Annotated in this window: 11 protein-coding genes; 4 read left to right on the forward strand and 7 right to left on the reverse strand. The window is 68.1% G+C overall.

What is annotated here, in order from left to right; translation table 11 throughout:
* The first annotated feature begins 299 nt into the window (after window positions 1-299).
* A complete protein-coding gene (locus ACWD0A_RS27820; RefSeq protein WP_451302450.1) occupies window positions 300-623 on the forward strand; it encodes a hypothetical protein in 324 nt (107 codons plus the stop codon).
* A gap of 471 nt (window positions 624-1,094) precedes the next feature.
* Here the strand turns inward: ACWD0A_RS27820 and ACWD0A_RS27825 are convergent, their stop codons facing one another.
* From ACWD0A_RS27825 to ACWD0A_RS27855, 7 genes are all read right to left on the reverse strand, one after another.
* The gene (locus ACWD0A_RS27825) at window positions 1,095-2,705 is read right to left on the reverse strand and encodes an ADP-ribosyltransferase domain-containing protein (protein WP_451302452.1); all 1,611 of its coding nucleotides are present in this window, start codon (window positions 2,703-2,705) and stop codon (window positions 1,095-1,097) included.
* Window positions 2,706-2,766: 61 nt separating this feature from the next.
* Window positions 2,767-3,444, reverse strand: coding sequence for a macro domain-containing protein (locus ACWD0A_RS27830; RefSeq protein ID WP_451302454.1), 678 nt, complete (start codon window positions 3,442-3,444; stop codon window positions 2,767-2,769).
* A 349-nt stretch (window positions 3,445-3,793) separates the two neighbouring features.
* A complete protein-coding gene (locus ACWD0A_RS27835; protein ID WP_451302456.1) occupies window positions 3,794-4,297 on the reverse strand; it encodes a hypothetical protein in 504 nt (167 codons plus the stop codon).
* A gap of 263 nt (window positions 4,298-4,560) precedes the next feature.
* Entirely contained in the window at window positions 4,561-4,701 is a 141-nt protein-coding gene (locus ACWD0A_RS27840) for a hypothetical protein (RefSeq protein ID WP_451302458.1), read from the reverse strand.
* 823 nt (window positions 4,702-5,524) lie between these two features.
* Complete coding sequence (locus ACWD0A_RS27845; RefSeq protein ID WP_451302460.1) at window positions 5,525-6,433, reverse strand: NAD-dependent epimerase/dehydratase family protein; 909 nt, start codon at window positions 6,431-6,433, stop codon at window positions 5,525-5,527.
* Between the two features lie 64 nt (window positions 6,434-6,497).
* Entirely contained in the window at window positions 6,498-7,619 is a 1,122-nt protein-coding gene (locus tag ACWD0A_RS27850) for a polysaccharide pyruvyl transferase family protein (protein ID WP_451302462.1), read from the reverse strand.
* Window positions 7,616-8,779 (reverse strand): glycosyltransferase, encoded by a 1,164-nt coding sequence (locus tag ACWD0A_RS27855; RefSeq protein ID WP_451302464.1) that lies wholly within the window; start codon window positions 8,777-8,779, stop codon window positions 7,616-7,618. The genes ACWD0A_RS27850 and ACWD0A_RS27855 overlap by 4 nt, the downstream gene beginning before the upstream one ends.
* A gap of 400 nt (window positions 8,780-9,179) precedes the next feature.
* Here ACWD0A_RS27855 and ACWD0A_RS27860 point away from each other — a divergent pair, with 400 nt between their 5' ends.
* Genes ACWD0A_RS27860 through ACWD0A_RS27870 form a run of 3 tightly spaced genes read left to right on the forward strand, consistent with a single transcriptional unit; the run spans window position 9,180 to window position 12,186 of the window.
* Window positions 9,180-10,607, forward strand: a complete 1,428-nt coding sequence (locus ACWD0A_RS27860) for a carbamoyltransferase C-terminal domain-containing protein (protein WP_451302466.1) — start codon at window positions 9,180-9,182, stop codon at window positions 10,605-10,607.
* Between the two features lie 8 nt (window positions 10,608-10,615).
* The gene (locus tag ACWD0A_RS27865) at window positions 10,616-11,314 is read left to right on the forward strand and encodes a DUF6071 family protein (protein ID WP_451302468.1); all 699 of its coding nucleotides are present in this window, start codon (window positions 10,616-10,618) and stop codon (window positions 11,312-11,314) included.
* Window positions 11,299-12,186 carry a glycosyltransferase gene (locus ACWD0A_RS27870; protein ID WP_451302470.1) on the forward strand — a complete coding sequence of 296 codons (888 nt, stop codon included), beginning with the start codon at window positions 11,299-11,301 and terminating at the stop codon, window positions 12,184-12,186. The genes ACWD0A_RS27865 and ACWD0A_RS27870 overlap by 16 nt, the downstream gene beginning before the upstream one ends.
* The last annotated feature ends 387 nt before the right edge of the window (window positions 12,187-12,573 follow it).

Consider the following 12,573-nt stretch of genomic DNA (forward strand, 5'->3'; position numbering starts at 1 on the left):
ACCGCCACGGGGGCGCACGAGTGCTGTAGGGCGTATGGGACCGGCACGACCGGACGGCCAGGACGCTGGCAGTGGTCACCCTCCGTCAGCGGTTGTCGGGGCTCAGGAGCGTGGCGGCCGCGGCGATGAAGGCGACGGATGCTTCCTTGGCCGCATGCCGCCGGGCGTCCAGCTCGGCCCGGTCGAGGGCCTTGCGCAGCGCGTACGTGGCATCTGCGGCCTGCTGGGCGGGACCGGCGAGTTCGGGGGACCAGGACCTGAAGGCGGATGTGGGGCGCGGTGATTGCAGCCCGGGTGTCGTGGGACCTCGTCTGGGCCTCCAGCTGGTGCTCGGTGCTTTCCTCGCCCAGGGCCAGACGCTCCCGATGGAACATCGCCGAGCGGTGCGCGTCCAGGGCGGCCGCGACGTCGGTGACGGCGCCGAGCTGGTCTTGGCGGTGGCTGTCGACGCGCTGCTCGACGCGTGCGGTGCGTGCCGAACGGTGCTGGAGGAGTCCGGCGGTCAGGGCGCCGTCGAGGGCGACATCCTCGCTGCCTGCACACGGCCGTCGTCCGTCGGCTGGAGGACGTTCAGGAACAACGAGGGCAGTGCCGTGGCGCCGGGAACGCGACGCAAGGCGTAGTGCCGGTAGGTCACCCGCGCCCAAAAGAGGCGCAGGATGCGCGGGCCAGTCCGCTCCAGTCCCCCACACGCCACCACAGGCCCGTCGAAGAGCGTGGGGTTGGCCCGGACTGCGTGTCCCACACCCGGTCCCGGGCCTCAGCATCCTGGGGCGGCAGCGGCGGCTCCGCAGCTTCGGTCAGCAGGAGCCGTTCAACGCCGAAGAGGTCAATGCCCACGGGGGGAGACTCTCGGTCACCGGCCCATCGTAGATCCCGCTCCAGCCTTGACCGCCGACTTCACATTCACGGCCGTGTACGTTCACGGAACTGCGGCCAGAGCCCCGAAGAGCAGCAACGGCGGCTGCCCGGGCTGGACGTGGCCTGCCGAGCGGCCTGTCCCTGCACCGGCAGCCGCCGCGAGCCCGCTGCCCACCGCGTTCCGCCGCGGCCTGGCCGCCCGAGCTGAGGTTCGAGGGCTGGCGGGCGGGTGGTCAGGAGACGAGGTGGGCGGCGTCCGCTTCGGTCAGCTTGACCGTGCACAGGCCGCCGCGCTCACTCTTCACGTCTGTCACCTTGAGCTGGGTGCCCGGTGCGAGAATGTATTCCTCCTCCCCGGTGAAGGCGGAGAAGCTCCTGATCCCCACCGCCCGCGCTGGGGTCACCTCAAAGAGTGTCCGCTTGCCGCGGCTCCCCAGGAAGGACCGAGCCACGCTCAGCTCGGAGGTGCACGAGGACACGCCCCACCAGGTCACCGTCTGCCCGACCGGGTACTGCGCCCGGAGATCCAGCGACACACCGCGCCACAGCGGCTGGGTACGGGCAGGCAGCCCCGAGACCGCCGAGAACAGCAGCCGCAGGTACGGGAGGTAGGGCACGACCTTGGTCCGGTCCGGGGAGCGGAGGACGGCGTTGATCTCGCGGTAGAAGGCGGATTCGCAGGTGTAGAGGTAGAGCGCGGCGATCGCGTCGGCGGACAGGCCGCTGACCGTCTCGTCCGCCCGCCGCTTGCCGAACTCCCGGGACCGGTCGATGTGCCGGCCGAGACCGGACAGCACCTCGGCGACCGGGGCGACGGCGTCCTGGAAGTCCATCAGCGGGGTGTCGAACACACCGGTGATCGCCGGGAGGACGAGCCCCTCGTCCTTGACGCTGGTGAGCCGCTCCAGATACAGCTGGTGCAGTTCCATGGTCGACGCGATGAATGCGCCCATGCGTGCCGCGACGTCGCCGTCGGTGCCGGCCGCCTTCTCGTTCCACCCCTTGCTCGGCAGCCAGTCGATGTCCTCAGCGCCCAGCGATGCGAGTGCTGCATTCACCGTGGCGAAGTGGTCGCCCTCGCAGAAGATGTCGCCCTGGGCCGCGGGGTTGGCGTGGTCGATGTGCCGGACCTCGACGTCCGGGTACTTCTCCTGGAGCCGCAGGACGACCTTCTTCAGGTTGCGCGCGTGGGCCCCCCACCAGGCGAAGACGACGCCGCGGTCCTCCTCGTCGGCGTCCTGCTTGGCCTTGAGGATTTCCTCGACGATCCGTTCGACGACGGGCCGCCAGAACGCGGTGTGCCGGTCGGTCCCCATCGCGCCGTCGCCACTGGCGGTGAGCGAAGCATTCAGCAGCAGCACGCCCTGCGTGAGCATCGCCTGGAACCACTCCGGCGGCTGGACCGTCTCTCGCTCCTTCAACAGGGCTCGGACATCGGCGATGGGCGTCTTCTTGGCGATGCCGTACTTCCACATGGCCGCCGCCTTGATGATGCAGCGGATGCTGACGACCCTGCCGAACTGGCTGTCCTTCCAGTCGTTGAAGGTGTTGTCGAACATGGCTATGCCGGTGGCGCTCTCCGGCCGCGGGTACGGGTTCTGACCGAAGACGACGACCTTCCACTTGTGCGGCGGGGTGGGCTTGAGCGCCTGGAAGGTCAGTTCCCGGACCGGGACGACCTCCGGACTGCGGCCCTGGCCGATGAACTGGGCGGCATCCGGCTGCGCCTCGATGACGGGCTTCAGGAGCGGAAGCCAGGGTTCACCGCCGCTTTTGAAGAGTTCGGTGAGGGCCAGCGGGTCGTTCGCGTCGGGCTGGGCCGGCGTGGGGGTGGCGTCACTCATGAGGGAAGGGCTCCCGGTCGTCGTACCTGAGGGATGGAGGTGGCCGGCGGGGTGGATGGGATCAAGGGCGAAAGGAATGCCCTTTGGGCGGCACGATGCGCACCCGCTTCGCGACCGGCGCGTTCTCGATGCCGTCGAGCTGCGCGGTGATCGTGGCGCGCAGCTCGTCGTCGTTCTCGAACCAGTGGTCGTGGAAGAGCGTGTAGCCGGTCCACATCAAGTTGGCGCAGACGCGGGCCGGCACCCGGCCGGTCTGCGCACCCATCCCGACCAGTGCCACCGAGCGGATGCTGCCCGACACCTGCCGGTTCTGCCGGTGGACGGCCTGGAACGCGGCGGCGCACGCCAGGGCCACGTTGAGCGTTTCACTCACGTTCTGCGAGGACTGCACCATGGTCGGCGTGGATATCAGGTACCGCGGGACGGTCGCCCCTGACGGGACGCAAACCGCGCTGCCGACCGGGAGGGTCCCGGTGAACCGGTCGCGGATCGCCCGCTGCACGCGCAATTGGATGCCGGCTCCGAGGTGCCGCTTGATGACAGCGTCGAGCCCGCCGTCCATCCGGCCCCGGGAGTTGGTCGGGGTGACCCAGGCGTCGACGTCCTCGTCGAGGATCGAGCCCCTGCGGATCTCGATCCCGGGAGTGTCGGCGAACGCCGCCCGCCACGCCTCCACCACCCGCTCGTTGACGTCGGTCAGCACCACCCGGAGCGCGGGCTTCACACGGTTTTCGGTCATCGTCCACTCCTGTCGGGAAACGGCCCTTCCAGCACCCCCGACGCTAGCGGCCACCACTGACAACCCCGCCGTAGGAAGGGCAAGATGAGCTGCCGTCACAGGCCCGAGCACGGCCCGGCCGGTGACCGGGCTCTGGCCGGCCGGCAGGCGTATGGGCGTGACCGGCGGGGAGCGGCCCGGCGACGGCGCGGCGGGGCAGTGACCAGGGCCCGGAGCGGCATCCGACGGTCCGGAAACTGCGCAACGACGCCTCACAACCGCGCGAGCGACCCTACAGAAACGACTCTGGCCGACGGACCCGGATCCTCACCCGGAGATGACCTGCATCAATCAGCCCCGAGTACTGCCCTCATGACCAGAGGTCAGCTCCGCCGCGCCCGCTGGGATCCATCGCCAGGAGGTCTTCATGCAGGCCCGACAGGGCCCGCCCAGTCGGGGAGCCATCTTCACCCGACTCCATGACCACCCAGCCGGCCTCCACGCCCGACACGTTCACATCGCCGCCCGCGTCCAGCTCGTCGAGCGTCACGAACACCGCCTCATAGGCAACGGCACGAACCAGGCGCACAAGGTCCTCCTCATCCGCCCCGGCGGCAAGAAGGCGCTGAGCGGCAGGCAGTTGATCGAGCGAGCCCGAGTCGGACCAGCCATCGATCGCACCGCGCCACAAGCTCCGCAGCAGCACAAAGCGCGCGAGCTGCGGAAGGTCTTCAACGACCTCAGACTTGATCAGATCGACAGGATCGGTCACGCCGAGCGCGCTGAACTGGGCACGCAGCGACTCCGCGGCGGTCTTCCGTGGCACGTCCAGGCTGTTCAGCCATTCCTGCCATGCTGGTTGAGAATCACTCACCGCAACAGCATGCCCTACGGTCGGGAGACGCAGCGATCGGCACATGTGTCGCTGCTGGCGCACCAGACGCTGTGGTTCACGGAACCGCGGCCAGAGCCGTGAAAATCGCCAGTCCTGCCCTCCCGTTCCCCACTCAGTTGAGCAGTCAACAGGCACCCCGGCGGGGCTTGCTCAGGTCGCTATGGCTATCTGAACGGGGCGACGCGCAGTTTGCGGAGGGGAGGCGGTAGGTCGGGCAGCTCCGGGCGACCTTCGGTGACGCCCTACTGCGCGTGCGCAACAGGAGGGCGACCCAACTGCGGTAGGGCGCCCAGATGCGTCTCGAAGAAGGCAGCGGCCGCGCCGACGTCACGCACCTGCAGCGCGATGAAGTCCGGCCCGGCGACGGAAACGTTGGTGGCCATAGGTGCTCCTCAGCCGTGCACAATGTCAGGACTTTGACATAAGTGACGGTAGGCGTCTCCGCTCATTGGGGGCCATGGTGTCGGAATGGACCGGTTGCGAGGCGGGAGCAAGAAGGGGGTCTACCGAGTTCACGTGGACGGGCCGCGTGCAGCGAGTGTGATCGTCTACAGCTGGGCCGAGGCCGAGAACTTCTGGTCAGCTGCGGAAGGCATCGACGCGGCCCACCCGTTCGCTCCTGTCTCCGGGCTGGTCCCCTTTCTGGCCGCTCAGCGGAGGCTGGACCGCCTCGGGGTCCGGGTTCCAGGGGTACTCCTGGTTGAGGGCAGCCGACGCCGCTACCCGGCGGATGTGGCGGTGGTCGAGGACGTTGCGAGCGGCACTCTGGAAGCACTCCTGGAGACGGATCCTGCACGCGCGTCAGAAGCCTTGAGCGAGCTGGCAGCAATGCTTGAGGTGATGCACCAGCAGCACACTGACTCCGGTATCCTGGTGATGCCTGGGCACGTCGGGACGATCTACGCGGCGACGAACGCGGTGCACGCCGGCCGGGCAACCGCCCCCACGGTGAAGCTTCTGCCGGACGGCACCGTCTTCCACGACCGGGCGGCGCAGAAGATCCGCCGCCTGGAACAGGGCCACGAGTACGCCGCTGCCCAGCTCGTCGCCCTCGGCGCTTCGCGGCCGCGGCGCCCACCGCTTCTGCAGACGGTTGCCACGTATTGCCGCTTGGCCGATGACGCCACCAGGACGAGGGACGGTCCGCCACCACCGGCCCCGGCGGACGGCATCTGGCGGGCGGTTGGGGTCCCGGGTCCTTCCGGATTACTGGCTGTCCCTGGGGCCCGGCCCCCCATGAGCCGAGAACGCCTCGATCAGTCGCCGCATGCCCTCCTCGATGTCCACCCGCGCGCACCATCCGAGTACGCGTCCCGCCCTGCCCGGGTCTCCGACAAACCTCTCGACGTCATAGGTCCGGGGCCGGCCCAGGGTCACCCGGCCGCCGCCCGCGGTCGCCACGGCAAAGTGCGCCAGTTCGGCCAGACGCGTCCCATCGCCCGAGACCAGGTGAAGCGTCGGTAGGCGATCGCCCACGGAGAGGATCTCGGCCATCCGCACCAGTGCGCCCACCACGTCGTCCAGGTGCGTGAAGTCCAGGATGGTGTCACTGCCGTCCACCCGCAGCGTGGTGCCCTGCGACGCCAGCCGGGCGAAGGCGGGGGCGACCCGGTCAGCGTGGTCGGCTATCGATCCGTACACGCTGGAGAACCGCACGATAGAGGCGTTCAACCCCGACTCGCGAGCGGCTCGCACCAGGGACTCCGCCTCCGTCTTGGAGCGGGCGTAACAGTTGAGCGGGGCGTAGGGAGCAGACTCGAGCACGGGGAGACGGACAGCCTGGCCGTACACCTCGCGGCTGCTTCCGAACAGCACCCACGGTGGAGTCCCCGCGGCCTTCGCCGCTGCGGTCAGCACGTTGCGGGTGCCGTCGACATTGACCCGTCGGCAACGGACAGGGTCGCGCTGGCCCCAGACCACCCGTGATACTCCAGCGAGGTGCACGACGCCCGAGCACCCGGTCATCGCCGCACTCAGTGCGTGCAGATCGGTGACGTCCTGCCGATGGTCGCCCGCTATGTCGTAGTGCACGGGCTCGTGGCCGCTCCCGGTCAGGGCTCTTACCAGCGCGGACCCTATAAGGCCTCGGCTTCCAGTGACCAGGATCCGTCCCATTCTTCCGTGTTCCTCTCTCGTTGGGCAGATCGGCCGTTCGGCGCGGCAGGGTCCGGGGCTCAGCTCAGTTCTGCGTCGGCTCGGACAGGGCCGCCTGGAGGTAGCGGCGGGAGTGCTGACGTAGGCCGTCGAGTGCGCGATTGACCGGGGCGTAGTCGATGTCGTGCGGGGGCAGTTCGCGGCTCACGTCCGTGACAAAGCGGTCGGACAGCCCCAGTGATGCCAGGAAGTCCTCGGCCCGCGAAGCGAAGAGCGGTGGCGCGATGGACACGAAGGGCTTGTTGAAGTTCACGGAAAAGGTCGTTCCGTGGAAGGAACTGGTTACCACGTAGCCGGCTCCGCCGAAGAGACCGAGAAACTGCTGCGGGGTAGTGAAGTAGGACGTCCGGTCCACTCCCTGGATTCTCCTTCGACGACCGCCGAAAGTGACCTGGACGACCGGGAGACCGTGATGTCGCGCCACATGCCGCGCCACCCGTAGTGCCTCACGCATCCTGTCCTCCTCCACCGAGTAGAGCAGCACGTAGGATCCGCGCACACTACGGCGGACGTCCGCGATGTCCGCCCATTGGCGGCCTGACAGCAGGAGCGTCGGGTCCAAGACCTGCGTGCACTCCGACACGCCCAACCCCCGCACGATGTCCACCGCGCCGCGCTCGCGCACCGAGACAGCGTTGTAGCGGGTGAGCAGCATGCGCGTGATCTCCCGTTCGGCGTCCGGGACCGCATCCATGCCGAAGCTCGCGGCGTAGGACAGCCTGCGGGTATCAGGGGGTCCGAAGTCGAGGTAGAGCGCCCGATCGATGCCTCCGTTGTACACGCTGTTCCACACCTGGTCGCTGCCCGTCAGGTAGGCATCCGCCGTAGGGGGGCGAATCGCCAGCTGCTCCGGGCTGATACAGCGGCGTGTGAGCGTGGTCTGGCCTTGCAGGAAGGCGGCGAAGCGGCGGCGTGCCACCGCGGCTTCCATACCGCGGTCGACGACGTTCCACAGCCGGACCGGCAGGACGTGGTCACCGTCGGTGAAGCGCTTCCTCACCAGTCCTAGGCCGCGCTGAGCGGGGCGATGGTAGTCGACCAACCGGACGTCGTGGCCGTCCTCGCGCAGGATCCGGCACAACGCGTATGCCTGTAAGGCCGACCCGAAGTTCAGCGGTGTGTGCAGGGTGAGCAGGGCGATCCTCATCGGATCGAACCCGCTGCCGACAAGCGCAGCCAGCTCTTGAGCACAATGTCCGCGGCCTGGTCCCAGGTCGGCAGTGAGTCCAGGGCACGCCCCGCACGAGCAGCCAGCCGCTGTCTTCCGTAGGGGTCCCGGAGGAGCGCGACGATGGCGTCGGACATGCTCCAAGGATCGTCGGCGACGGCCACTGCCGTGCCGGCCGTGGAAGGCAGCCCTCGCAGCGCGGAAGAGGAGCAGACTACCGGGCAGCCGGCGGCCAAGGCTTCGATCATCTTGACCTTGACTCCCGAGGCCGTCCACAAGGGACACACGAACAGGTCGGCGGCCTCCAACGTCGGCAGGACGGAGTCCACCTCTCCGACCGCAGTAACGCCTGGGGCGGTCAGAGCGGCAGCGCGTAGGTCGTCTGGCATCCCCGCTCCCACAAGCGACAGTCGGACGCTCGGCAGTCGCGCATGAACCCTCGGCCAGATCTCCCGAACCAGGCTCCACGCGCCTTGGAGCGTGGGACCCCAGGTGTAGTTTCCGACGAAGGCGACGTGCCGACCTTCAACCTTGTGTTCACGGGAAACCGCGATGCGCGGCAAGTGATCGGTTCCATTGGGCATCACGGCGACCGGCAGGTCCGGCAGGTCCCCTACCATCACTGCAACGTCCTCCTCACAGACACCGCCCACAAGCGAGGCCCTGGACCAGGCCCGGAGCTCCCTTGCGCGCGCGACCCGCCATGAGGCGGCGTACCGCTGGCCGGAGGCCGGGACCTGGCGATCGATCAGGTACTCGATGTTCTCCTCGACGAGAACCACCGGCAGGGCCAGATCAGGGGGCAGATGCTCAGCGAGGAAATACCCCTCGACGTGCACGACATCGACGCGTCGAGACACCAGGGCTTCTCGAAGGCAAGCATCGAAATCGACCGACTGGTATCGCCACACTCTCTCCGGTACGACGTCAGGAGGTCTTATTCCGAGCGGCGTCGTGCTCTCGTGCACCCAGACGCTGGTGCACAGCGGTCTCATCAGCGGGGCGTTCGCTGCGTCGCGGTCGTAGTGCTCGGTGAGGACGAGCAGATCGACGTCAGCCGTCCGGCCGATCCGTGTCAGCAGCTCCGCCTCGCGTAACTGCCCTCCACTATGGGCCGGCAGCGGAATCTGGTTGGTCACATACACGACTCTCAGCGCGCCCTGCCCGCGGTGGCCCTGCAGAAATCGTTGCCTCGGCATCGGAAACGCAGCACCTCCGTGTGAGCCTCGAAGGATTATCGAAGCCCCGCCCTCTCGTGTACACACCGCGTGGCCTGTGAGCTACGCCCCTGAGCGCATGGAAGAACCGTCGGTGGGGTAGGGAGAGGGCGGCCATCCCAAGGCCTTAGGCGGAGGTGTCGATGATCAGGTTCTTGGCGTGGATCACCGAGCCGTACCGACGCAGGGCCCGCCGCCGAAAGCTGCGACGGAATGACCCGTTTCTGTACAAGTAGGAAGCCGCCTCGTCCATTGCTGGTTGGGTTCCCAGGGAGGGGCCGTGCGCTATTGGGGGATGTCTGCCCTGTCACATGACGCCTCGTTGGCCGTCGTCGAGGACGGCCGGGTCGTCTTCGCAGGCCATTCCGAGCGCTACTCCCGCAAGAAGAACGACCCCTTGTTGCACGAGGATCTGCTCGACGAGGCTGCGGCCTTCGGCCCGCCGGATCGGATCGCCTGGTACGAACGTCCGCTCCTGAAGAAGCTGCGTCACGTCAGGGCAGGCCAGTGGAGCCACGCGGCTTCCACGTCGGACCTCCCCCGGCGCTACCTGGCCGCCCTGCACCTGCCGTTTCCGCTCCCGGAGATCGAATACGCCGACCACCACAGCAGCCATGTGGCGGCCGGCTTCGCCACCAGCTCCTTCGAGGAGGCGGCGGTCATCGTCGCAGACTCCATCGGAGAATTCCGTACCTTCACCATCGGGCATGCCCATCGAGGCGGAGCCCTGTCCACTCTCCACCAGCGGTCGTATCCCCACAGCCTCGGGTTGCTGTACAGCGCCTTCACGCGACGCTGCGGCTTCCGGCCGAACGAGGACGAGTACATCATCATGGGTATGGCCGCCTACGGGCGGCCTCTTCACGTGGACGCCATCCTGGAAGACCTGGTGGAACTGACCCCTCCGACCTTCAGGTTGAAGCGCAACGTCCACCGTGGCATCGGCGATTGGCTACCCGAAGCCACCGTTGAGGACCTGGCGGCCAGTGTGCAGCGCGTTGTGGAGACCGTGATGCTCGCCGCCGCCACATGGGCCGCGCAGCAGACCAGGTCACGCAACCTGGTCCTTGCCGGCGGGCTCGCCCTCAACTGCGTAGTGAACAGCATGCTCGCGCGCGAGGCCGGCTTCGACAACGTCTGGATCCTCCCCAACCCGGGTGACGCCGGATCGAGCATCGGCGCCGTGGCCGCCGTGACCGGCGAGACGCTGTCCTGGCCCGGCCCGTACCTGGGCACGCCCCTGGCAGGGGACTACCCCGTGGCCGCACTACTGCACGAGCTCGACACGAACGGCCTGGTGGGAGTGGCGAATGGCCGGGGCGAGTTCGGCCCCAGGGCACTGGGCAACAGGTCCATCCTCGCCGACCCCCGCCCATCGGGAATGAAGGACAAGGTGAACGAGATCAAAGGACGGGAGCGGTTCCGCCCGTTCGCCCCGGTGATCAGGGCCGATCGGGTCCACGACCTGTTCGATCTCCCGGTGGCGACTTCCCCGTATATGCAGTTCACCGCCCACTGTCTGTCGCCCGACGACTATCCGGCCATTGTTCACCATGACGGCACCAGCCGGGTCCAGACGGTAGAACGCGCCCAGCACCCCGGCCTGTACACGCTGCTGGAGGAATGGGAATCGCTTACCGGCTGCCCGGTCCTGCTCAACACGAGTCTCAACGGAAGAGGAGAACCTCTGTTGAACTCAACCGACGACGTGCGCAGATTCACCCGCCGCACCGGCCTCACTGTCTGCTAGGGACCCGCATGGTCAAGCTTCTGGTCACTAACGGCTGCAGCTGCACCCGGGGAGAGGAGCTGCGTGACCCCGCCTCCCACGCGTGGCCCATCGTCCTAGGGCACGAATTGGGAATCGACGTGGTCAACTTGGCGCGGGACGGCTCGTCCAACCGGCGGCTCGTGAGGAGCACCGTGGCCCAGCTCGCCGACGTCTGCGCTGAGCGCCAATTGCGGCCGACGGAAGTCATGATGCTCCTGGCATGGACCCAGTCCTCGCGTCACGAATACCATGCGCTACGCGAGCGACCCGAGGTCCGCACCGGACCGGCCGACGGTCCCGTCGACCACGGATGGCAACGGATCGGCCCCTGGCGGCAAGACGCGGGCCACAAGCCGTCCCGCGCCTTCTACGATCACCTCTGGTCCGAAGAAGGACAACTCGCCAACTTCTTCCTCGACTGGGCTCTCCTGGACGCTTTCCTTCAGCACAGCGGCTTCCACGCCCGGTATGCCTTTGCTTTCCCGCTCCCCAGGACGGTGCCGGACCTCGCGCGGCCCTTCACCCGCATGCTGCGCAACGACACGGTCTGGGGCGGACTGCCCCCACGGCCAGGCTACTCATTCCTGGAAATGCCAGACGGCCTCGCACGCGGCCCCGGCGGACACCCCCTCGAAGAGGGCCACGCCTGGTTCGCCATATCCCTCAGGAAATGGCTGTCCACATGACGGTCCGTCCCACGGCAAGCGTGGTGATCCCCGCCCGCAACGCTGCCCCCTACCTCGAAGGCCAGCTCACCGCACTGGTCGAACAGAATTTCGCCACCCCCTACGAGGTGCTCGTCGCCGACAACGGTTCTACCGACGCAACCGCGGCAATCGCCCGGCGCTGGGCCGCGCGCCATGCCTTCATCCGGCTCGTCGACGCTGGCGCCCGACCGGGCATCGGCTATGCCCGTAACACGGGGGTCCGTGCCGCGAACGGCGACGTCGTGCTCTTTTGCGATTGTGACGACCGAGCCGCTCCCGGCTGGATCGCGGAGATGGTCGAGGCACTCAAGCGGGCAGACGTGGTGGGCGGACGGCTGGATCTCACGCATCTGAATGCGCCAGCGGTCCGCGCCTGGCGAGGTGACCCGGAACTGTCCCGTCTTCCCGTGACGATGCGCTTCCTGCCCTACGCGACAGGGGCGAACCTCGGCGTACGCACGTCCGTCTACCGCGACCTCGATGGCTTCGACGAGGCCTACACAGGCAGCCACGACGACGTCGAGTTCTCCTGGCGCGCCCAACTCTCCTCCTACTCCATCGCCTACGCACCCGATGCCGTCATGCACTACCGGCTCCGTGAGGACATCCGCGCCCTGGCGAAGCAGCGGTCCGGCTACGGGCGCTCCTACGCTCAGCTGTACGCCCAGTACCGTCACCTCGGGATCCCACCGGGGAGTCTCCCCAGCGAGGCAAGGACCTGGGCACGACTGGCTCTACGCTTGCCGCACCTGGCCACCACCGCCGGGCGAGGGCGCTGGATGTTCGATGCGGCGTGGAACTACGGCCGTCTTGCGGGCATGGTGAAGTACCGCAGGTTGTGCCCCCTGTGAGCCGGTCCTCGCACCGCCGTGCCACCGCACGGCTCACGGACGCAAGACTTTCGAGGAGAACGACACCTTCTGCTGCTACGCCTCCGGGACAAGACGTAGGTGCCGGCCCCAGCAAAAAGCCCTGGGAGGTCTACGTCGTCAAGGCCGACGCCGACACGCTCGGCCAGAGCGCCGAAGGCGCGCCGGAAGCCTGCTGCACACTCGAGGAGAAGGCCATCGACCCCGCGATCAGACGCCGGCCGGGGCAAAGGCGACGTCGATTGGCCTGCGGCAGCTGACCGGCCGCGCCGGGGCATCGGCGGCGGCCGGGTCGACGCCTGGCCAGGCCGGTGACGCCCTCGCGGGCGCCAGGTCCATTTCGAGGGCGCTGTTCGCTTCCCTCGGGGC

Source organism: Streptomyces sp. NPDC002867, from assembly GCF_053591895.1.